The organism is Chryseolinea sp. H1M3-3, from assembly GCF_029360725.1.
GTDB lineage: Bacteria > Bacteroidota > Bacteroidia > Cytophagales > Cyclobacteriaceae > Chryseolinea.
This window is the reverse complement of record NZ_JARKMY010000002.1, coordinates 1,328,661-1,350,607: the sequence shown is the minus strand read 5'-3', so window position 1 is coordinate 1,350,607 and position 21,947 is coordinate 1,328,661. Positions and strand designations below refer to the sequence as shown.

Here is a 21,947-nt window from a genome sequence, read left to right as displayed (position 1 = left end):
ATCCTCCCCTCGGTTACATCGATTGAAATACATTTCTTTCCGCGGAGCAATCGAAAGCCGCGAAAACATGCAACAGTATCTGGCTTTGTATCGTACCACACACATGCTGAGACGAACATTTCTTCAGTCCTTCATGTTGCTGGCTGCCCCGAAAGCAGTCTTCGTTGGCGAACGCAAAAAAATGAAATCAACAAGCTATATACAGTTAATCAGGCATGCGACGCTGGTACTTCAAATCGAAGGAAAGCGAATGTTGATCGATCCCATGCTGTCAGAGAAAGAACAACTGGATCCCGTCAAAAACTGTGGCAATGAAAAACGAATTCCAATGGTTCCGTTGCCCTTCGAAAGAAGCAGCATATCCGAACTCCTTGCGGATATCGACGCCGTTATTGTAACGCATACTCATCGGGACCATTGGGATATTGAAGCCCAACATTTAATTCCAAAAAGCAAACCTATCTTTTGTCAGCCGTCGGACGAAGAAAAAATACGCGCTCAAAATTTTCTAGACGTTCGCGCAATTCCGCAGGAAATCGTGTGGAAAGGTTTGCTCATTCACCGCACAAGCGGACAACATGGGACCGGTGAGGTTGGGAGACAAATGGGAGAAGTATCGGGCTTTGTCATCAGCACTAACAAAACCAAAATCTACATTGCCGGAGATACCATCTGGTGCAAAGATGTGGAGGGAGCCATTAAAACATTTAATCCTGACTATATTGTTTTAAATGCGGGCGGTGCGCAGTTTCTTACAGGAGGACCAATAACAATGACGCCTGATGATGTTATTGCTGTGAGTGAAGTATCTCCGAGTAAATTGATTGCAGTTCACATGGATTGCGTAAATCATTGCTTCGTCACCAGGCAAGATCTGGCTAACAGCATCCGACACAAAAACATAAATATCCACATACCTGTGGATGGAGAGATCATTTCTATCCGGTAAGACTTACAGCGAGCGTCGGAGTTGAATGGATAACGAGGAAGATGTACTCTGCAAAGAATCTCAGAGCGCTATGCTAGACCTGCTTTACGGCTTCAGCCTTATCAACTTTACAACCTCTTTTGTGATTAAGTAATTAGTCAAAAGCACGACCGTAGCAGTTAGCTCACTGTTTGAGTTACTTAGCATACTTCCTCGTCACTTCTCAGTCTTCAATTGATGGATAAAGGGGATGCTCGGCCCGATAGTTAAGAAAACTGAAACGAATTTGTCGTATTATAGAATGAAATTTTGGTTCAGTAAGTGATGAGAAACGAATTGACGAAGATAATACCGGAAAGCAGAATCAGGGATCGGTTCATTGATCTGGTATCCTTTGCTGCCGACGCAGGATTTTATTACCTGATGCCTAAAGCTGTGGTGCAGCCGAATACGGAGGAAGAAATAATTGCATTGTTTGAGTTTTCTAATAAAAACAAAATCCCTTTGGTATTTCGTACCGGAGGAACGAGTCTTTCGGGGCAGTCGATCACGGATGGTATTCTTGTAGACCTTAGCAAGTTTTGGAAGAAGGTAACGCTCCAGGATGATGGAGCACTGGTGCGCGTGCAACCTGGCATAACCGGTGCCATGGTGAATACCTATTTAAAAAAACATCAACGTAAAATTGGGCCCGATCCTGCCAGCATCAATTCGGCGATGATCGGAGGAATCCTATCCAACAATGCGAGCGGAATGTGCTGCGGCGTAAGCCTCAACTCTTATCACACAACAAAATATATCCGGTTCATTCTTCCCAATGGAAAAACGTTCACGACAGAGTCCAAAACAGATTACGAAAGATTTAAAATAGAATGTAAAGAGATTTCGGAAACACTTCAGACTATCCGGGATGAGATCAGGCAGAATAAAATGTTATATGAGAAGATACGTGCTAAATACAAAACAAAAACAACGGTCGGTTATTCTTTAAATGCTTTTGTCGATTTTGAACATCCGCTTGACATCCTAGCGCATCTATTGATCGGAGCAGAAGGCACGCTCGCATTTATTTCGGAAGCAGTTTTGGAAACCGTGCCAGACTATCCTTATAAATCCACAACGCTACTTTATTTTCCCGACATCTACGCGGCCTGCAAGGCGATTGTACCACTCAAGCTAGCTGGCGCGATGATGGTCGAGCTCATGGATAGGGCATCACTTCATGCAGTGGAGAACCTGGCGGGTATGCCTGCCGTTATTAAAACACTACCGGAAACGGCCGCTGCGCTTTTAATTGAATTTCAGGAGAAGTCAAACACAGACTTGACGGAAAGAGTAGACCGCTTTCTAAATTCGATCCATGAACTGTCATTGCTGAATACACCACAATTTACCACAGACCCGGATGAGCAAGCATTCTTATGGAAAGTCCGCAAAGGACTTTTTCCTGCCGTAGGTGCAGTCAGGGCTAGCGGAACAACGGTGATTTTGGAAGATTTGGCTTTTCCAGTAGAAAGGCTTGGAGATGCCATACTCGATTTGCAAGTACTCTTTAAAAAATACAAATACTTTAATGCCATCATCTTTGGCCACGCTAAAGATGGCAATATTCACTTTGTCGTCACCCAATCATTCAATGATGAAGATGACATACTTCGGTATGATCGATTTATCCGGGACGTAGTGAAACTCGTTGTTGATAAATATAACGGTACCCTTAAAGGTGAACATGGCACCGGCCGTAACATGGCGCCTTTTGTTGAAGTCGAATGGGGCGGTGAAGCTTACGACATGATGAGAAGGCTTAAAAAAATTATAGATCCCGAAAATCTTCTCAATCCGGGGGTTATCATCAACGACAATTCCGATGCGCACATCAAATACCTGAAGAAGTTACCCGCTGTTGAAGAAGAGGTAGACCGATGCATAGAATGTGGTTTTTGTGAACATGTTTGTCCGAGCCATGACCTTACGACCTCTCCCAGGCGACGAATCGTGATACGAAGGGTAATGAAAAGCCTGCAACTTCAGGGAGACCAATCGAGGTATAAACAACTGCTGAACGAATACGAATATGATGGGAAAGATACTTGCGCAGTGGATGGAATGTGTGCAACGGCATGTCCTGTCGACATTAATACCGGCGACCTTATCAAAAGGCTAAGAAGGGAAAATCATTCGCCTTGGGCGAATCGAATTGCTTTAACGGTGGCGAAGAATTTTAAAACAATGGAATGGCTTACCAGGGTGGCCTTGACGACGGGACATGCTGTCAATAAGATTTTTGGAATCAACGCCATGCGAAAAATGACGAAGGGAATTAAAACTGTTTTTCCAGGCATGCCGCTTTGGTCAAACGCGCTGCAGGCTCCTCCTTCCCTGCCGTCCATCAACGGAAAAGACAACGCAGTGACTGATCGCAGCGAAAGATCCATTGTGTATTTTCCATCGTGTATATCAAGGGTTATGGGAAGCTATGCGGGAAAAGAAAAAAACATCATGGAGACGTTTCTAAGCGTTTGTCAAAAAGTAAATGTTAGCGTTAGCATACTGGATGAGGCTACGGGAAGTTGCTGCAGTCAAATATTTTCTTCTAAAGGATTTCAAGATGCTTACTGCTTCACCGCAAACAAGATTGTGGATCACCTGTGGAATGCTACCATCGAAGGGCGAATTCCCGTGGTTATCGACATCAGTTCATGCGCCTATACACTCCATCAGATCCGGCCAGCACTCGATATTGAAAGAGCCGCAAAATATGATCGCTTGGTCATTTTTGATGTTGTGGATTTTTTACATGACATGGTAATGCCTTATGCAGATGCGAAGCAAAAGAGCAGACGTGTTGTCCTGCACCCGGTATGCTCATTAACGAAAATGAAAACCGAAAACAAGTTCGTTGCAATAGCAACGTATTTTGCCCAGCAAGTGACTGTTCCTAAACACAAGGGATGCTGTGGTATGGCAGGTGATCGAGGTTTTCTTATTCCCGAGTTAACGGCGTCAGCGACATTTTTTGAAGCGGCTGAAGTTCGAAAGGAGCAATACGATGGTTACTACGCTTCAACAAAAACATGTGAGATCGCTATGACGGAAGCGGTGAACGCAAACTATGAATCTATTCTATACCTGGTTGATGAATCTTTGTGAGGGTGATGAGAAGACGGCTGGATTCAGGCATGATCAATCAACGTCGTTATTGACGATTATGTTCAACCCAAACCAAATCAGAAGTCTTGTAGCCAATGCCTTCTGCCTTTTTTAGGTAGGCCTGTTTAATATTTTCCGGCATGGTTGTTTCGCGTGACAGTAGCCACAGGTATTTCATACTCTCCCCTGCTATGAGGGCATATTTGTAGTCCGGATCAATGGCGATAACGTTGTAACCTGAATAGAATGGTCCAAAGAAGGAAACTTTGAGCCGTCCCTCATCCTTTGCTTCCACAAATTTTGCTTTGCCTGTAGCTTCTACCCACTTCTGTTTTTTATAGTTATAACCACGGTTGACAACTTTAATGGTACCGTCATCATTTAGTGAGTAATCCGCTGTGGTGTTGTTCAGGTTCTTTTCAAAACGAAAATCAAGACGCGCAATTTCGAACCAATTGCCTGTATACTTGCTGATATCAAACGACTTAACAACTTCAACATTGTTAGGTGTTGTTTGGCACGCGGTAAGGATCAATAGCGTACCGATGAAAACTGTTAGCCCAGTGATAAATATTTTGTATTTCATTCAGATATCGAAGTCTTAATGGGAGCTGTTACCCGCCAGTGCTTAAACTCGAAAACCATAACATTGTTAGAAATTGACTTAGAAATTCCTTAGTCACTGAAATTGAATTTGTCGCAAAATACCCTTTAAAAGGCCGAATTACCCCCCGGTTGAGTCAACGGCCGCGGCTAATTTTACTGTTAAGAAAGAAGGAAACGCAAGTATGAGTCGATCCACAGAAATAAAAGTCCGGCAATTGTTCATCATCATTTTATCTTGGATGGTGGTTGGAACCTTTATTTCGTTTTATGATCACCTGGTGCTCCTGACACATGATTCGAAAGGTCTATCATCCAGCTATTCATTTTCAAATTCGCTCAGTCAACATCTGGTCTCCGCGTTGATTGGTGGATTATTGGGGGGCAGCTTTCTCGTTTTTTACATTAATGTCTGGTTCCAGGATAAACCGTATGGCTACACGATCCTCGCCATTATCTTTTCGTTCGCAATCATTATCTTGATTATTATCATAGTGAAAGCCACAGCCTTTGGAACATCCAATGGATCTTTCACTTATTTTCTACATGACACAAGTCGCATCAAAAATATTATGGCATGGTTTGTAGTTGTTGCGTTGACCCAATTTTTACTTCAACTAAGCTGTAAGGTAGGACAAAATGGTTTCGGAAATATCTTGCGTGGAAAATACCATGTACCGCAAGAGGAGAAGAGAATTTTCATGTTCCTGGATCTAAACTCATCCACAACGATCGCGGAAAAACTCGGGGACGAATTGTATCATCAATTGCTCCGTGATTTCTTTGCCGACATGGCAGAACCGATTCTCAACAACCAGGGGGAGATTTATCAATATGTAGGTGATGAGGCCGTTGTAGCGTGGGATCATCAGGATGGCATCGTAGACAACCGCTGCATTCGTTGTTATTTTGATATCATTGAGAACATAAAAAGAAACCAGCAGAAATATATTCGCCGTTACGGATTTGTTCCAAGTTTCAGCGCCGGCTTGCACAGTGGAAAAGTGGTTGCGGGTGAAGTTGGCGTATTAAAAAGAGAGATCACGTATTCGGGCGATGTTCTTAACACAACGGCTAGAATTTTGAGCAAAGGAAAAGAAATTGGTGCAGGAATTATTTCATCTTCGTCGCTCCTTCGCGAGTTGACATTTGATGCCGGTTTCAAGATTCGTCCAATTGGCGCGTTCAAATTAAAAGGTAAGGAACGGGAATTGGACTTAAATGAGATCCTGTTAGCATAGCGTATGACAGCCTTATTCCACTTGCATCAACGGAAATAAAAAAGCACGACTTTATGCCGTGCTTTGCTTTACGAACAAAACGTTAAATGATTAAAACAGTTTCTCTTGTGGAGGAACAACCTTTGCAAGACGAAGATAAACTGTTGTTTGTCCCCGATGATGCGTCTGATGTTCGAACAATTTAGTCAACACCATCCCCTTCGTCATATCAAACTTGTTGAACAACTTTGTTTGCTCGGCAAGTTGCTGGGGCGTCATTTTTTTAATGGTGTTGATAACAAAATCATACCCGGCCATCACGAGTTTTGTGACATTAGCCTTGGACTTATCCGTTGCCTTCTCTGACTCCCCGAATGCAACGGGACTTTTCTCACCAGACGCCCCGGCAGCAAAGCCATAGTTAGCGTCAGTCAGGTGCAGCATTTGGTCAGCAAATGAGCGCATCTCCGGCGTGGGTTTGAGCGCGTAACCAGACTCGGGCATGACATCCAGATATTCTTTGGTATAAGCCTTGGCTCGTTCCCATTCTTTTACCATGTCGTCGATGGACTGTTGCGCATGAACAAAAGTGGCTGTTAAAAGAAGCAATAATGCTGATAAAAGGTTTGTGAGTTTCATAATGATAAGAGATTTATTGGGTAAAAGTTGGCTGTTTATGTTAAAGATTCATGCAAATATTGCTCATTAACCGATAAATACGTTTCGTTGATTTGTTATTTATCATTCAATACCGTTTCGAGCTTAGTTACATCGTTGCAATTCAAAACAACGACTTTGAGAATTTCCGGTCACGATACCTATAACACGATTGGAAGGCACATCTCACCTCCTTTGCTCACCCAACGTTGCTTGAACAATTTTGTCTTAAAAATATAGTCTGGATCCATGAGCCAACAGGGGTAAAGTAGACATTGTAAGGGGTTGATTTGGACAACCTCACGAAGTATCTTTGTTCAAAATTCTGCAATGAAACAAGTCACCATAGTTGTTCCGAATGGCAATGTTAACCTGAGCAGTATAACAGGTTCATTTGAAATTCTCACACGGGCAAACGAACATTGGCGCTCGATGGGAAACCAGCCAAAAATTGAAGTTCGCATTGCAGGTCTCGTAAAAGAACTCAAGTTGGATCTTGGATTCTTTTCGATTTATCCCATAAATATTAGCGACATTAAAAAAACGGATCTGGTCATTATACCTTCATTTTATTATGACGAACATTTGATTGAAGACAATCAACGACTGATTAACTGGATCGGAGAACAATATAAGGGTGGCGCTGAAATTGCGAGCATCTGTTCAGGCGTATTTTTACTTGCAGCCTCAGGTCTCCTAGATGGAAAAATCTGTTCAACACATTGGAATGCAGCAGCAAATTTCAGACGAATGTTTCCCCATATTAATCTTCAAACGGACAAATTGATCACTGTTGAAAAGGGAATTTATACCAATGGTGGCGGCTACTCATTTTTAAACCTGATTCTATTGCTGGTTGAAAAATATTTTAACAGAGAGATTGCTATCTTCTGTTCAAAACTTTTTCAAATTGATATTGAAAGACACTCTCAATCACCTTTTCACATATTTCAAACGCAGAAGAATCATGGTGATGAGTTGATAAGCAGAGCACAAACTTATATTGAAGAAAATCTTAGTGAAAAAATTTCTTTCGAGGAACTGGCTTCCAAGCTTGCTATCAGCAGACGGAATTTTGATCGACGTTTTAACAAAGCAACGGGAAATACGCCGGTAGAATATTTGCAACGTGTAAAAGTGGAAGTCGCGAAAAGTACGTTGGAAAAAGGGAGGAAAAGTGTTTTTGAGGTGATGAGTGAAGTGGGTTATTCTGATGACAAAGCATTTAGGGAAGTGTTTAAAAAAATAACAGGCTTGTCTCCTTTGGAATACAGGTCGAAGTATAGTAAAGAAGTCGCTATGGTTTCGCAGTGATTGGTAAACTGCGTAATCTCACTTCTCGGCCCAGAAAATCCCTTATAGTTAGGATGTAAAATACTCTTCAGGACGCAACGTGTAGCAGACAAATAAACTTCAAGCCGAACGATGGAACCAGCAAGTTCTTTATGGCCAATTCATGCTTAGGTGACTCAACTCCATATCACATCATCCTTGGCGATAAGGTCTGCGAAGCGCAAATATCAGGGCGCATTTATCCAGGTACTTTTCTACAGCCATGAGTGTAGCATCGGCATCATCGGGTGTGAGATTAATTTGGGCATATTGTGTTTTTAGCATTTTCTTGTTAAAGGGGACTTCATGTTCGCGAAGAAAGGTATTATAGTCTTTAAGCCAAATTTTAAATTTTGCATTAGGTGAGGTGAAGTATGCATCACAAATCGATTCATAGGTTTTGTTATATGCAGCCATCAACTCCTCTCCTTTTTTTATAGCCCACGCCGGTGTGCCTTCACCATCGGGAAGCTTTTGATATTCCTGTTCTATCGGGCCCAGTTTTTTACCAAACTCAGCGCGGAAATCTGCTTCAAGTTGATTAAAACTGTTTTCATATTCCGTAGCCTTTTGCTGAAAATCGGCCTGTAATTGTTGCATCTCCATCATCTCATTTTGCATTTTGATGATTTCATCCGGCTTCATCTGCTGATATTTTGTGGCGATGGCCATCCTTTCTTCATTCGTCATCTTATTGGCCTTTGCCTCTGCTGCTTGCTGGCTTTTTTGCAACTTTTCTTTAATCTCAGATTTGAGAAGGTAAATCTTTTCCCCAAAATCATCCTTGTCGGAGTAACACTGGCTAGTAAGTGCCGGGATCTTTTCCCAATAATTTTGGGCCTGCACGGGTGCAGCAGCGATAATAGAAAGTAAAAACAATAATGACAGCGTGGGCTTAATAAAAGAAATGGGGTGTATCATTGAATTTGTTGGTGATTTCCGAATAACAGCATTATACGGAAGGATCTAGGAAAAGATATAGTAGTTTATCAGAATTAATTTGAGCCTTTTGTCAGATGTTTAAATTAAAGTTACGAGTGCGAGGATCAACATCTTGATCCTTGAAGAAATTAAGGCCCTAATAATATGGAAAGACAGTGGAAGGTTTGTTTACCAGGTTGGTGGGATATCTTATTCTGAAATTCGTTATGATCGTGGCCCGAAAATGGTCAAGTCCTTCAACTATCCTGGGGTAGTAAAATATTCGTGCTTCAAACGTGTTGAAAATAAGATTTTCATTGCGAGCCCTTAGGCCCACTGACAATCCCGCAAACAAATTTCGTGCTTGCAAAAATTTGCCGCTGCGCTGAATCAACGCAAACTCAACTCTTCCGGTAGGCGCCATTCGAAATCCCAAAACTTTCCATGGCGTAAAAATCGTTGCTTCCTGTGCAATCGTGAAACGCTGGAGCCCTACCAAACTGTCAGTCAAGAAACCCGCAATTCCATTCAAGTCGCGAATATCAATTCCCCTTTTTACATTTTGATTAAAAAGTACAGCATACCCGGACTCGAATTGAGTACGGATAATCGATCTCCTTATCTTATTTATCTTACTGTATTTGGTAAAATCAAATGAAAACAGACCGTCTTCAGCGTCGCTTCCATTCCAAAAGGAGGCAACCTTCAGATTGAAGGTCAAGATGGTTCCGGTAGCCTGAACTTTGTTATAATTCAATTCGCTGCCTACATAAGGTCTTTTGCTTTGTAATTCTCTCTCCCACCCTCCCGTAAAGGATATCCGGTAGCCATGAGGCACATCTTCTGTTCGTCCGAAGCCTAACACATATTGCGTCTTGTAGAAATCTTGCCGGAAGAATGTCAGCTGCGCCAATATTGACAACCTATCCCTATATGCAAAACGATCAGGCTCAGTTAAATCAATATTCGTTGCGCCCTTCAGAAAATACTGCTTAAAACTTCGTAGTGCGAGAAATGTTCTGTTCCTGTTTTCCCTTAGGTTTTTCGGCAATCTTTTATGACCAATTGAATACCCAATCCAATAATCTTGAATTCTATAATGATATCTGGAAAAAGTGCTATCGGCTTCGCTGTAAACATTCCTTGAAAGGTTATCACTGTACTCAATGGCCCCAGCGAAACGGGCAAAAGGTTGGTATAGCGCTCTACTCAGCTTGAAGTAAACAGAACGTTCATTCTCGTTTCCAACGCTGATACCCCTATTGAGTTTTGTGTAGCCAAGGCTCGCGTCGATAAAACTCCCCTTTATATTGTTTATCTGATAGAAACCCTCGTAAGCATAACGAGGTGTTCTTCGCTGGTCGTAGATTTGGCCGACCTGAACATAATGTCCCAGACCTGCAATATTTATATCGCGAATTCTTATTCTGTATTTTCCGGGCAGGGAAGTACTGACAGATCCACCAAGACTGAATACATCTCTTGTGACGATAAGCAAATCGACCGAGTCTGAACTTTTTGAAATCGGCTTTACAAAAATTCGCGCATCCAAAATAAATTCCAGGTTACGAATTGTGCGTTCATTATCCGCCACCCGATATGCATTCAGTGGTCTGCCTTCTCTAATGAACAAATGATTTCTGATCACAGATTCCTTAGTATCCGTATGGAGATTGTTGGCTGTGTTGGCAATAAAACTTCGAAAAGTGTAGGCCGTATCTAAAACAATTTTGTCAAACCCAATGCGTCGTATGTTGATCTTCCGAATAATTTTTCCCTCGTATTTCAAAAAAGGATCTTCACTTTTGATGGTGAAAGGTGATTGGTCCACTTCAGGTACACGCGTGATAAGTCCCAAGAGCTTTTTGACGCCTTTGTTAAATTTCGTCGTATCAATTCCTGCTTGCGAGCTAACCGTATCCTTTTTTTCCTGTGCAAGGCTGCCGATATTAAAACCAAAAACGATAAGCAACAAGGTGCACCACGGCCCTGCAGTTTTATGATACATCGATGTGATTACGGCTTCCAAGTTTTCTCTGCTCCAAAAATTTACGTATGACGTTCGATAGCCCCTCTTCGTAGTAGACCTGTAAAAGTGGGAATATAAAGCGGTACTTTCAGGGTTTTATTGAGTTATCCCAGGAGGTTATCGGCAGACCTGATGGATGGAATTGTCTCCGCGTATCAAAAACCACTTGAGTGGATGAGTAAAAAATATGCTGAGAAAAAGTTCCCTATTTGCGCAGGAGCATAAGTTCAACGGACCAAACCTGCACGTACACAATTACAACGTAAGGAAGAAACCTAGAAAACTTAGTATTCAAAAATCGATATATTTGAATTTTACAAAACAATGAGCGCAACATCCCTGGAAGAGTTCTACCGGCAGACGGCAAATCTAATCCCTGAAAATATCAACAAAGAGATTGGCCATTTTAATGTTTTTCGAATTGATGAACTCATGGCCAAGTTGCGGGAAAAAAAAGAAATGCCGTACAACCGTCGAGCCTACTACAAGATCAGTCTCATTATCGGTCGGAACCGTGCAGAATATGCGGACAAGGTAATTGACATTGACAAAAAAGCGTTACTGTTTGCAACGCCACGAATTCCCTATAATTATATACCCCAGGATGAGAATCAAACAGGACACTTCTGCATTTTTACAGATGACTTCCTCATGCAAAGTAAAAGTGGTGTAGTGCTTGATGAGTTGCCAATTTTTCGGCCCGGAGGTTATCCTGTTTTTAAACTTTCTAATGATGATGCGAAAGAAGTGTCACGCATTTTCCTGAAAATTCACAAAGAGCTTTCCTCCAGCTACATCTATAAATATGACCTCATCAGAAATTACGTTCTGGAACTCATTCACTTTGGACAGAAACTGCAGCCAGCATCTACTTTATACAGTACGCACAACGCGTCTGCGCGGGTGACATCACTTTTCATTGAATTGCTTGAAAGACAATTTCCAATAGAATCGCCACAGCAAAGGCTAACCCTCAGAACGGCCAAGGATTTTTCAGAACGGCTCGCCATTCATGTTAACCATCTTAATAAGGTCTTGAAGGAAAACACTGGCAAGACTACTACAGAATTGATTGCTGCGCGCACCCTGCAAGAAGCCAAAATCCTGCTAAAGCAAACGAATTGGAACATCTCTGAAATTGCCTACAGCCTCGGCTTTGAAGAAGTCGCACACTTTTCCAACTTCTTTAAAAAACAAACGAAGTTGGCGCCGCTCGCTTTTCGTAGCTGATTTGATTTTTGCAAACTTCGGATTGATCCTTGCAACAAAAACAACGCTGGTGCGAGTGAATTTTGTGTCATTAAAAAAACAAAACCATGACACAAAAAAGTAAGATCGCGTTGATAACCGGCGGGAGCCGTGGCCTCGGCAAGGATATGGCTATAAACCTTGCGAAAAATGAAATTGATGTAATCATCACATACAACACAAAAAAAGAAGAAGCGATTGCTGTCGTAGATGAAGTGAAAAAGTTTGGAAGAAAAGCTACCGCTCTTCAATTGGATGCAAGTGACATTGGAAGTTTTCCTCATTTTATAAACGAGGTAAAGAACGCTTTGAAGGAAACTTTTGAAGTTGAGGCATTTGACTTTCTTATTAACAATGCAGGCATTGGCATTCATGCGCCATTTGCCGAGACTACGGAAGCGCAGTTTGATGCACTAATGAATATCCATTTTAAAGGTGTGTTCTTCATCACTCAAAAGGCGCTGCCATTGTTAAGTGATGGTGGAAGAATTATCAACATTTCTACTGGGCTAGCCAGATTCTCAAATCCCGGATACTCAGCTTATGCTTCAATGAAAGGGGCTGTGGAAGTGTTAACCAGGTATATGGCGAAAGAATTAGGGGCTCGAAAAATAACAGTAAACACGGTTGCGCCGGGTGCCATTGAAACGGATTTCAGCGGCGGAGTGGTACGCGATAATGAGCAGCTCAACAAATATATCGCCGGCGTCACAGCTTTGGGACGCGTCGGTGTTCCCGAAGACATTGGTGCAGTCGTGGCGTTTTTATGCAGTGAAGGAGGCCGTTGGATCAATGGCCAACGCATTGAGGTGTCAGGTGGAATGAATTTGTAAGTGTCTGTGATGCTGATTGCGACCTTGTTGGAAATCACCGATAGCTTCAAGGATGACAAAGAAAAATACGCTACACTGGGTCGAACATGCTTACGCAACATTCTCTCCTTGATGGATGAGAACAGGATGCATCGGGAAACCGTGGAGCTGCTCGGTAGCTGCGGTATTTCTTCGGAAAAAATGCCTTTTAGCGCAGATTTACCGGGCGTTCACCGAAGCCCAACCGAAGCTCCATGCTCGAAACTAAGGTGAGATACTAAGCGTGGATGACTTCTTATCCTGCCCGCTCTCGAAATAATTTGGGTTACAGAATAGCGCGATTGGAAAAGTATTTGAGTAAAACCTGAAAGGCACGCCAAAAGAATTTCGGGTTTGTTAACACTGCATTATTTCCAGATATTTATTTGGAAACGTACGACCGTTGATGCGCGTCGATTATTAGAGCGTCCACGTTTCTTAATACGTTTAGTATAATGCTTAGCTAGGACCATTCTATTTACCGTAACTAAAAAATGTACAATGAGACGACAAGAAAAAATGAAAACGGCAGTGTTACTCCTTCTGTTTTCCGCTTGTATATCCTGTTTTTCACAGACGAAAACCTCAATAACAAAGTTTAGAAATCCATCATCGATAGCAACACCCAAAGGATACTCTCATGCGGCTATTGTAGATTTGGGAAATTGTGAAATGATAATTTTATCCGGCCAAGTTCCGTTCGATCAAAAAGGCGATTTGGTTGGGGCAGGCGATGTGAGCAGACAAACTGAACAAGTATTCTTAAATATCAAAAATATTATGTCTGAACTCGGCGGGACAATGGAGAATGTTATAAAGATTGGAGTCTTTATGCGTGACGTTTCTCATATACAGAATTTTCGAGATGTTAGAGACAAATTTGTTAATAGCAAAAACCCTCCGACTAGCACATTAATTGAAGTAAACAAACTCTTCAGGGAGGATGTTTTAATTGAAATCGAAGCAACAGCAATAATTCCTAAGCGTGATTAATGCATTAACCTCATTCGAGCGGAGAGGTTATACTCACTCATGATATTTCGAAAGGAAAATCAGAAAATAGAAATTGTTAGCAGCGCGATTGTGTTTGCTACCAGTAAGAAACTCTTTTCAGCTAATCCAACGTGGTGGCTGGAATGAGCGGCGTGGTATTAGGAATTTTTCGGCATTGATATCAGGAGAAGTTCCAAATGTCATCTAATACTTGTTGACCCGTTCCCGTACGGATCACCTAAAATCCCAACTTGTACTCATCAATCAGACTGGTCTTTTTACCGTGCCTGAAAGCGTATAAGTCAGCAGGTCGTCTTTTATTCGAATTGTCCTGACCTACTTTCACAATCATGTCGGACTTTAGAATTTTCCTTCTGAAGTTAGGTCTGTCGATTGTTCTGCCCAGAATCCCCTCAACCAACGCATGGAGGTCGGGCAACGTAAATTTAGGCGGCAGCAGGTTGGACGCTATAGGAGCATACGGAAGTTCTTTAATCAGCGATTCTCTGGCACTTTCAACAATATGACTATGATCCATTGCTAAGGTCTTTGCCTTCTCTACGGAAAGCCATTGCGCCGCATCCAGAAACTGTGTTGGCTTCAGTTCAATTTTACTAAAATCCACAAGAGCCAGATAACAAACACTGATAAATCGTTTAGAGAACCATTTTAATACCTCGGCGTCGCCATCAAGCTTAGAAGTTCTGAGTACCTTGAATTCTTTTTCAAAGGATCGTGAAGCATCGCCAAATACTGCAAACTGTTTAAATAATATTTTTTCTAATCCCGTACTTTCCTTAACAATTCGCTGAACCGCATCGGTCAAATTCTCCGTCTGCTTAACATAACCGCCGGGTAACACGAACATCGTTGACTGGCCAAGCGCTATTTTATTAACAATCACTTTGAGCGTCTTCTCATGAAAACCAAAAATGACGCAGTTTACAGACAACTGGGGAATAGCTTCCTTTTCAAGAGATCTAATATATTTTTTAATCTTATCAATCATGTTCTCGTTCCTCAATAATCAAATTACCGGTTCATCACCCATCGGGCAAGTACAGCACAAAATTGCATGGAAACAAATTTCATGTATATTTGAGTCATATTGACTCAAATTGTTTAAACGTCTCCTACCTGCATGAAAAAACGCTATATAATCCTGCTAATCATCATTGCATTATGTATTGGGGCATACTTTTATTTTACCCGCGACACGCGAGATATAAAAGTACTGGTATTTTCAAAAACATCGTCGTTTCGGCACGAGTCAATACCTGCAGGAATTGAGGCCATCCGCACTCTCGGAATGCAGCATGGCTTCGTGGTAGACACGACTGAAAACAGTGCCTCATTCAATGAAAATACATTGAAACGTTATAATGTAATTGTTTTCCTTAATACTACCGGCGATGTATTGAACGACACGCAGCAGCTTGAGCTGAACCGTTGGGTTCAGGCAGGTGGCGGGTTCGTCGGGATACACGCCGCTGCAGATACCGAATATGAATGGCCGTGGTACGGTGAGCTAGTCGGTGCTTATTTTAATGGACATCCCAATGATCCCAACGTACGCGATGCAACAATAAAGGTAATTGACAAGACACACGTTTCAACAAAGCATCTGCCGGAAACCTGGAAACGTACAGACGAATGGTACAACTATAAGGACATCAGGCCGGAAATCAATGTATTGCTAAACCTCGATGAAAAATCATATCAAGGTGGCACGAATGGAGACAACCACCCCATGGCATGGTATCGCGATTTTGATGGAGGAAGAACATGGTACACAGGACTCGGACATACAAATGAATGTTACCAAGACAAGGACTTTCTTGAAATGCTTTGGGGCGGTATACAGTACGCAGCAGGCCCCGGTTCGCCTGTGGATTATAACAACTCAAAGGTCGCACCAGAAGAAAACAGATTTCAGAAAGTTGTTCTTGATTTCAACCTCAACGAACCCATGGAGCTCGACATGCTCCCGAATGAAGATGTGCTTTTTATCGAACGAAGAGGTGGCATCAAGCTATTCAAGAAAGCTGAAAATAAAACAAAGCTCGTTACCACATTTCCTGTATTCAATGAATTGGAAGATGGGTTGCTCGGGCTTGCAGTGGATCCAGAATACGAGAAAAATCATTGGATATATCTTTATTATTCTCCAGTCGGAAAGGAAGCTGTCCAGCGTCTTTCACGTTTCAGTTTCATCGGCGACTCTTTAGACCGATCGAGCGAAAAAATTATCTTGACGGTATCCACACAACGTGACGAATGTTGTCACTCCGCCGGATCAATTGAATTTGGTCCGGACCGATTGCTTTATCTGTCAGTTGGCGATAATACAAGTCCGCGGGCTACGGGTTATGGTCCGATGGACGAAAGCCCCGGTCGTTCAGCCTGGGATGCACAAAAGTCATCCTCAAACACAAAGGATCTGCGAGGTAAAATTCTTCGCATCAAACCTGAAGATGACGGCACTTACTCAATACCCAAAGGAAATCTTTTCACTGATCCAGCCAAAGGAAGGCCGGAGATCTTCGTGATGGGTGTTAGAAATCCATTCAGGATCTCGGTCGATTCAAAAACCGGATATCTTTATTGGGGCGATGTAGGACCAGATGCAGGTAAGGATAGCGTTGGATTTGGTTCTCGTGGTTATGACGAAATCAACCAAGCCCGGAAAGCGGGGAACCATGGATGGCCATACTTCGTCGGAAACAATTTTCCATATAACGACTACGATTATGCTTCTAATAAATCCGGTCCCTTGTTTGATCCAAAGAAACCCGTTAACAATTCCCCTAATAACACAGGCGTAAAAGAACTACCGGAAGCTGTTCCCCCGTTAATTTATTATCCTTATGCGACGTCAAAAGAATTTCCTTTGGTTGGTGAAGGCGGTCGCAACGCTATGGCTGGACCTGTTTTTTACGCCGATGAATACCCTGAATCCGAACAGCGGTTTCCAGTGTACTACGACAAGAAGTTTTTCGCCTATGACTGGATGAGAGGATGGGTCGTGGCTGTAACCCTTGATGAAGATGGAAACTATGTGCGAATGGAAAGATTCCTTCCCACCATGCCGTTTAACAATCTTGTTGACATTGTCTTTGGTCCATCCGGTGACATCTACGCCCTCGAATACGGCACCAATTGGTTTTCGCAAAATATGGATGCACGACTTATCCACATTACGTATTCATCAGCCAATCGTGTACCGCTCGCAGCAATTAGCGCAGATAAGACCGTGGGAAAAACACCATTTGCCATTCAATTCAGTTCTGATGAATCCAAAGATTTCGATGGTGATGAACTGACCTATGAATGGGCGTTTGGTGATGGAGAAAAATCTTCAGAGAAAAATCCATCGCATGTATTTACGAAGCCGGGTGAATACAAGGTAACATTGATGGTAACGGATCCGGCAGGCGAAAGTGCCACACAACACTTACTTGTTGTTGCCGGAAACGACCTCCCTGAAATCAAGATGAGTTTTAAAGGTAATAGCAAGTTTTATTGGGACAACTCAACGTTCGACTACAGCGTCGATGTAAAAGATACCGAAGACGGGAGCATTAACAATGGCATTGATCCTTCGTCAATCACTTTTACCGCAGATTACCTTCAGCGAGGGCATGACGTTACTGAAATTATTCAGGGACATCAAGCCAATATGGAAGCATCAGCCAACCTGGTGGGAAAAACCCTGCTTGAAAACTCGGACTGCAAATCATGCCACAACCTGACTGAAAAATCTGTTGGTCCATCTCTAACACAAATTGCCGACAAGTATGCTGGAGATGAAACGGTGATCAAAGGTTTGGTGGACAAGGTGATTAAAGGAGGCTCGGGTGTATGGGGCAACCTGATGATGTCGCCACATCCACAGCTTACCACAGAGGAAACGGAAAAGATGATCCGCTATATCCTTTCCATGAACAAAAAAGGTATTACGGCAGGGCTACCCTACAAAGGCTCCTATGCGTTGAATAAACACAAACCCGAAGACAAAGAAGGAGCTTATATTTTCACTGCTTCTTACACTGACAAAGGTGCTAATGGAATAAAACCTTTAACAGCAACTAAGGTAATATCACTTTCATATCCGTTGATCAGCGCCGACCGATTCCACGAGCGGAAGAAAACAACGACCTTTAAGGTTACCAAAGATATCTGGCCCGGGTTGGAAAACGAGATCATGATTGTGTTGCCAAGTGATCAGGGCGTGATACGTTACAACGGTATCGATCTAACGGATGTAGGTCAGATCAAATTTAATCTTGCCGTAGCGCCAAACTATTTCTCCGGAGGTGAACTTCAGTTGTTTATCGATAGTGAAGACAGCCAACCCATCGGTGTTGCCAACTTCGAGCCTGGACTCACAGATATGGGCTTTAAGGACTTAGGCGTGGACATAAAATCGACCCAAGGCATTCATGACCTTATTTTGAAAGTAAAATGCAAAGACCCGAGCAAAATATTTGCGGGTATTGCGACACTTGAATTTGTTAAGCGAAAATGACCATATAACAAACAGGTAGTTATAAAAAGAGATAGACCTAACGAAAGAAATCAGCACATGAAAAAATTCCTAAAGATTTTACTCTGGACGATCGTGTCGATTTTCGCCTTGATTGTGATCGCTTTGAGTGTCTTTATGTACAAAGTAAAAAATGGCTTTCCGGTTTCATACGAAACGGAAATACCTTCTATTGACTTTCCGCAAGATCGTACAAACGTACTGCTCTTTTCCAAAGCCACCGGCTTTCGTCATGGTGAATCCATTGAAGCGGGTAAAAAAGTTTTTGACAAGTTGGCGAAAAGAAATAACTGGTTTCTCTATAGCACCGAAGAAGGCGGTGTATTCAACCCAGATCAACTTGCCAGGTTTGATGCAGTGATATTCAACAACTCAACAGGTCGTGTGCTAAATGAGGAACAACAGAAAACACTCGAAGCATACGTTGGAAACGGCGGTAAGCTTATAGGTATTCACGGGTCGGGTGATGACTCGCATCATTGGGATTGGTATGAACAGAATTTTGTGGGTGCAAAATTTTCACATCACCCAATGAACCCACAATTGCAAGAGGCGACCCTTATACGAAATGGTATTGGAATAGACAGTGCGTTGTTACAAGGTTTGCCTTCAACGTGGCAACATACCGATGAGTGGTATGTATTCTATAAAAATCCGCATGACAAAGGTTTTAATGTACTCTATGAAATTGATGGTGAAAAAATAATTTCCAATGGAAACTTTCTTTGGATAAGAGACAAGGATTTCGGCATGGGAAAAAAACATCCGGTTGCCTGGTATCGAGTAACGGGCAAAGGAAGAACCTTCTACACATCCATTGGCCATGATGCTGCCGCCTGGAAACAAGAGCCCTTTGTGCGAATGCTTGAAAACGCAGTAAAATGGTGATCTGTTAAAACGTTATAAATAAAAAAACCTGCCGCCGTTCAGTTGCAGGTTTTTTTCTAAAGTAGTCAACTATTTAATTGAACACGTAAGAAGCTCCCAACATATAAATACTTCCCGTTTTGTCTGTTCCAAAAAATTCCCTATTCTCATTATTCAAAACATTTCTGCCATTCAAAAACACATTGAAATTTGCCAGCGGGGTATAATTTATTTTGGCATTTACTAAAACTTTTCCTTTGATTTGAGCATGCTCACCTAAACCATTTGGATCAGTTGCGTCGTATTGAACGTGCGATTTGTAGTAATAGCCGTTCACATTGAAATTGATTTTTTCATTCAATTTATAAGTCAAAAAATAACCCCCATAAAAGGCGGGCGTGTTTTTATGCTTTTCGTCACGGTAAGTCAAACCGGGCATTGCCGCTGGTGAAATAAATGCATCAGGAAGGTTTTTTACTTCTGTTTCCTGGATGGTGATGAATGGCTTGAATTGTAGTTTTTCATTCGGCACAAGGTTCACTGATATTGTACCCCCGAGCTGTATCGCTTCCGTTGGCACGTTATTAAATTGGATTTGAGATGGGCTGAAGGGAGGAGCGGGAGGAGATGGAGCAAATCCAGTGACCAGGTATGTTCCAAATTCACTACCCGTCTGATGGAAGAGGTCAACGTCAACCTGAATATTCTTATTAATCTTCACGCGGTAGCCCACTTCGAGCATTTGAATTCTAAAGAGATTATAGTTTCTATTTCCACGAACGTTGATGATGTAACCAGGATACGGCTCAAGATCAAAATTTCCATAGTTTTGGCCGATGAATGAGCCCGTGTTAGAGCGCGTTACTGCCGCGCGGACGATATGCGCTCCTCCAATTTTATAGGTTGATGCAAATTCATATGCCAGGGTCGTTTTATCCGGCGTGGAAAATTTATCACCGCGGATCGCGGTAAGAAATCGCCAATTTTTGGTCAGGTTAATGTCAGTGCGAACAAAGGCAGCGGCGGTAGCAATGGAATAACTTCCGTTGAGATACCCGGTGCGGGTGTCACCCGCTGTTGCATAGCCATTGTCGCTGTAATTGACATCTTGGAATGCCAGTCCCGGTGTGATCATTATTTTCTTGGTGACCTGCAATACGTATTCAGCATTCACGTCAAAGTTTTTATAATCGTAGCCATTCGGCGTCGCACCCACGTTCAATTCATCCACACCCATCAGGTATGATGTGCGTATGGCCAGACCGTAAATTTTAGCGGCGAGATTGATGTATTCTGTTTTAGCGAGGTTCGTCGTGAGCGGAACATCCATTGGCGCCAGCAGCGGCTTTTGTGCATCTGATTGCTGTAAGCCAAGTGTGATGTCCAAGTCAATATTCTTATTCGGGTTGTAATTTATGAATGCATTCGCGCCCCACTTCTGCATTGCCCTATTCATATTGGGATACCTTTTGCTTAGCATTGGATCGGATGAAAAATCTTGGTAAGTATTTGTGAGCGGGTTAAAATATTCGGTTTGAAAACGTTCCTTCTGCTGAAAATTTGCAGAGGCTAGGATCGCCAATTTATCCGTCACCTGTTTTCCAAAACTTGCCTGACCGATGAATGTACCAGGTGTGCCGTATTGAAGTGAGGCATATGCATGTTTATCACGCGTCACTTGCCTTGTAATAATATTAATTACTCCTGATGCAGCATTTGGACCGAATAAAGGTGCTGATGGCCCCCGCACGATTTCAATTCGCTCTACGTCGTTTATATCTACAGGAAGCGTTTCCCATGCCGTGCCTCCAAGGTTGTGATTAAAAACCGGACGGTTGTCAATCATAACTAAAGTCGTAAGATTGCTCTTTTCGACAACTCCAGTAGTTCGAAGAATATTATCAAAGCCTCTGATATGGATATCATAGTTTCCGTTCGTCTGTTCCCTGACAATTACACCGGGAGCCAGCCGAAGTGCTTCCATGATAGAAGTGGATCCAGCCTGAAGGATGTCCGCACGAGTAATGGTGTAACTTGACAAGGGTGCATCAAATAAAGTTTCATCCTTCTTTGAAGCTGAGTTAATCGGAATATTCATTAATTCTTCCAGCGTCAAAGCATAAAGATCCTGCTCTTCGCTCGATTGAGCCTGAACGACTGGTGGCATTCCAAGCACCAGCGCCAGGACCGCGCCATGGTAAAATTTTTTAGTCATTAAAATTTTATTTAGTTATAGACAAATAGAGGTGTGCAGATGAGAGGAAGCCAGACAACCCGGTGCAAAGCTGCATCAAAGACAGCGATGGAAAAGTTGAAAGTGAGAAGCAATCTAACGTTGACAGATTTACGTGTACTTAATACACAACCCTATCCGTATCTGCCAAATGGCGTTTTCTTCGTCCAATGCGGCCTTAATATCGATTCACACACTTAAGTGTTTTCTATTTTTTTCGCTCTTAGGCATTGAGCGTTTATGCCTCCCCATTAAAGACACAAAAACTTGCATCGCTTGCTTGTAATCGCATAAAATCAACAACAGACGTCGGGATTAGAAGAAGATCTTAAAACAGTTCGTTGCAACGATTGCACCATCTTTTACTAC

At 42.4% G+C, this 21,947-nt stretch carries 15 protein-coding genes; 9 read left to right on the top strand and 6 right to left on the bottom strand.

Annotated elements, in window-relative coordinates; all coding sequences use genetic code 11:
• Positions 1–67: 67 nt before the first annotated feature.
• A complete protein-coding gene (locus P2W71_RS13105; protein ID WP_276371692.1) occupies positions 68–949 on the top strand; it encodes an MBL fold metallo-hydrolase in 882 nt (293 codons plus the stop codon).
• 303 nt (positions 950–1,252) lie between these two features.
• Entirely contained in the window at positions 1,253–4,078 is a 2,826-nt protein-coding gene (locus tag P2W71_RS13100; RefSeq protein WP_276371691.1) for an FAD-binding and (Fe-S)-binding domain-containing protein, read from the top strand.
• Positions 4,079–4,124: 46 nt separating this feature from the next.
• On the opposite strand, the gene P2W71_RS13095 is transcribed toward P2W71_RS13100, so the two are convergent.
• Positions 4,125–4,664, bottom strand: coding sequence for a lipocalin family protein (locus tag P2W71_RS13095; protein ID WP_276371690.1), 540 nt, complete (start codon positions 4,662–4,664; stop codon positions 4,125–4,127).
• A gap of 202 nt (positions 4,665–4,866) precedes the next feature.
• Between P2W71_RS13095 and P2W71_RS13090 the strand changes: the two genes are divergently transcribed.
• A complete protein-coding gene (locus P2W71_RS13090) occupies positions 4,867–5,922 on the top strand; it encodes an adenylate/guanylate cyclase domain-containing protein (protein ID WP_276371689.1) in 1,056 nt (351 codons plus the stop codon).
• Positions 5,923–6,012: 90 nt separating this feature from the next.
• Here the strand turns inward: P2W71_RS13090 and P2W71_RS13085 are convergent, their stop codons facing one another.
• The gene (locus tag P2W71_RS13085) at positions 6,013–6,540 is read right to left on the bottom strand and encodes a DinB family protein (RefSeq protein ID WP_276371688.1); all 528 of its coding nucleotides are present in this window, start codon (positions 6,538–6,540) and stop codon (positions 6,013–6,015) included.
• Positions 6,541–6,888: 348 nt separating this feature from the next.
• Here P2W71_RS13085 and P2W71_RS13080 point away from each other — a divergent pair, with 348 nt between their 5' ends.
• Entirely contained in the window at positions 6,889–7,872 is a 984-nt protein-coding gene (locus P2W71_RS13080; protein WP_276371687.1) for a helix-turn-helix domain-containing protein, read from the top strand.
• 171 nt (positions 7,873–8,043) lie between these two features.
• Here the strand turns inward: P2W71_RS13080 and P2W71_RS13075 are convergent, their stop codons facing one another.
• The gene (locus tag P2W71_RS13075) at positions 8,044–8,811 is read right to left on the bottom strand and encodes an OmpH family outer membrane protein (protein ID WP_276371686.1); all 768 of its coding nucleotides are present in this window, start codon (positions 8,809–8,811) and stop codon (positions 8,044–8,046) included.
• Positions 8,812–8,968: 157 nt separating this feature from the next.
• On the bottom strand, positions 8,969–10,840 hold the full coding sequence (locus P2W71_RS13070) for a hypothetical protein (protein ID WP_276371685.1): 1,872 nt from the start codon (positions 10,838–10,840) through the stop codon (positions 8,969–8,971).
• 324 nt (positions 10,841–11,164) lie between these two features.
• On the opposite strand from P2W71_RS13070, the gene P2W71_RS13065 reads away from it, so the two are divergent.
• The 3 genes from P2W71_RS13065 to P2W71_RS13055 all read left to right on the top strand — a co-directional run bounded on the left by P2W71_RS13065 (position 11,165) and on the right by P2W71_RS13055 (position 13,932).
• Positions 11,165–12,070, top strand: a complete 906-nt coding sequence (locus tag P2W71_RS13065; protein ID WP_276371684.1) for an AraC family transcriptional regulator — start codon at positions 11,165–11,167, stop codon at positions 12,068–12,070.
• An 86-nt stretch (positions 12,071–12,156) separates the two neighbouring features.
• Positions 12,157–12,921 (top strand): SDR family oxidoreductase, encoded by a 765-nt coding sequence (locus tag P2W71_RS13060; protein WP_276371683.1) that lies wholly within the window; start codon positions 12,157–12,159, stop codon positions 12,919–12,921.
• Positions 12,922–13,440: 519 nt separating this feature from the next.
• Positions 13,441–13,932 carry a RidA family protein gene (locus P2W71_RS13055; RefSeq protein ID WP_276371682.1) on the top strand — a complete coding sequence of 164 codons (492 nt, stop codon included), beginning with the start codon at positions 13,441–13,443 and terminating at the stop codon, positions 13,930–13,932.
• Between the two features lie 238 nt (positions 13,933–14,170).
• On the opposite strand, the gene P2W71_RS13050 is transcribed toward P2W71_RS13055, so the two are convergent.
• Positions 14,171–14,941 carry an NUDIX domain-containing protein gene (locus tag P2W71_RS13050; protein WP_276371681.1) on the bottom strand — a complete coding sequence of 257 codons (771 nt, stop codon included), beginning with the start codon at positions 14,939–14,941 and terminating at the stop codon, positions 14,171–14,173.
• A gap of 132 nt (positions 14,942–15,073) precedes the next feature.
• Here P2W71_RS13050 and P2W71_RS13045 point away from each other — a divergent pair, with 132 nt between their 5' ends.
• Together P2W71_RS13045 and P2W71_RS13040 are read left to right on the top strand one after the other, a co-directional pair.
• Positions 15,074–18,460 carry a ThuA domain-containing protein gene (locus P2W71_RS13045; RefSeq protein WP_276371680.1) on the top strand — a complete coding sequence of 1,129 codons (3,387 nt, stop codon included), beginning with the start codon at positions 15,074–15,076 and terminating at the stop codon, positions 18,458–18,460.
• A gap of 57 nt (positions 18,461–18,517) precedes the next feature.
• Positions 18,518–19,366: a ThuA domain-containing protein gene (locus P2W71_RS13040; protein WP_276371679.1), complete on the top strand. Its 849-nt coding sequence runs from the start codon at positions 18,518–18,520 to the stop codon at positions 19,364–19,366.
• A 73-nt stretch (positions 19,367–19,439) separates the two neighbouring features.
• Here the strand turns inward: P2W71_RS13040 and P2W71_RS13035 are convergent, their stop codons facing one another.
• Positions 19,440–21,560, bottom strand: coding sequence for a TonB-dependent receptor plug domain-containing protein (locus P2W71_RS13035; protein ID WP_276371678.1), 2,121 nt, complete (start codon positions 21,558–21,560; stop codon positions 19,440–19,442).
• Positions 21,561–21,947 lie beyond the last annotated feature (387 nt).

Bases quoted from the DNA above. Each gene is read 5' to 3' on its own strand.
- P2W71_RS13105 (WP_276371692.1), top strand. From the start codon at position 68: ATGCAACAGTATCTGGCTTTGTATCGTACCACACACATGCTGAGACGA.
- P2W71_RS13100 (WP_276371691.1), top strand. From the start codon at position 1,253: ATGAGAAACGAATTGACGAAGATAATACCGGAAAGCAGAATCAGGGAT.
- P2W71_RS13095 (WP_276371690.1), bottom strand. From the start codon at position 4,664: ATGAAATACAAAATATTTATCACTGGGCTAACAGTTTTCATCGGTACG.
- P2W71_RS13090 (WP_276371689.1), top strand. From the start codon at position 4,867: ATGAGTCGATCCACAGAAATAAAAGTCCGGCAATTGTTCATCATCATT.
- P2W71_RS13085 (WP_276371688.1), bottom strand. From the start codon at position 6,540: ATGAAACTCACAAACCTTTTATCAGCATTATTGCTTCTTTTAACAGCC.
- P2W71_RS13080 (WP_276371687.1), top strand. From the start codon at position 6,889: ATGAAACAAGTCACCATAGTTGTTCCGAATGGCAATGTTAACCTGAGC.
- P2W71_RS13075 (WP_276371686.1), bottom strand. From the start codon at position 8,811: ATGATACACCCCATTTCTTTTATTAAGCCCACGCTGTCATTATTGTTT.
- P2W71_RS13065 (WP_276371684.1), top strand. From the start codon at position 11,165: ATGAGCGCAACATCCCTGGAAGAGTTCTACCGGCAGACGGCAAATCTA.
- P2W71_RS13060 (WP_276371683.1), top strand. From the start codon at position 12,157: ATGACACAAAAAAGTAAGATCGCGTTGATAACCGGCGGGAGCCGTGGC.
- P2W71_RS13055 (WP_276371682.1), top strand. From the start codon at position 13,441: ATGAGACGACAAGAAAAAATGAAAACGGCAGTGTTACTCCTTCTGTTT.
- P2W71_RS13050 (WP_276371681.1), bottom strand. From the start codon at position 14,941: ATGATTGATAAGATTAAAAAATATATTAGATCTCTTGAAAAGGAAGCT.
- P2W71_RS13045 (WP_276371680.1), top strand. From the start codon at position 15,074: ATGAAAAAACGCTATATAATCCTGCTAATCATCATTGCATTATGTATT.
- P2W71_RS13040 (WP_276371679.1), top strand. From the start codon at position 18,518: ATGAAAAAATTCCTAAAGATTTTACTCTGGACGATCGTGTCGATTTTC.
- P2W71_RS13035 (WP_276371678.1), bottom strand. From the start codon at position 21,560: ATGACTAAAAAATTTTACCATGGCGCGGTCCTGGCGCTGGTGCTTGGA.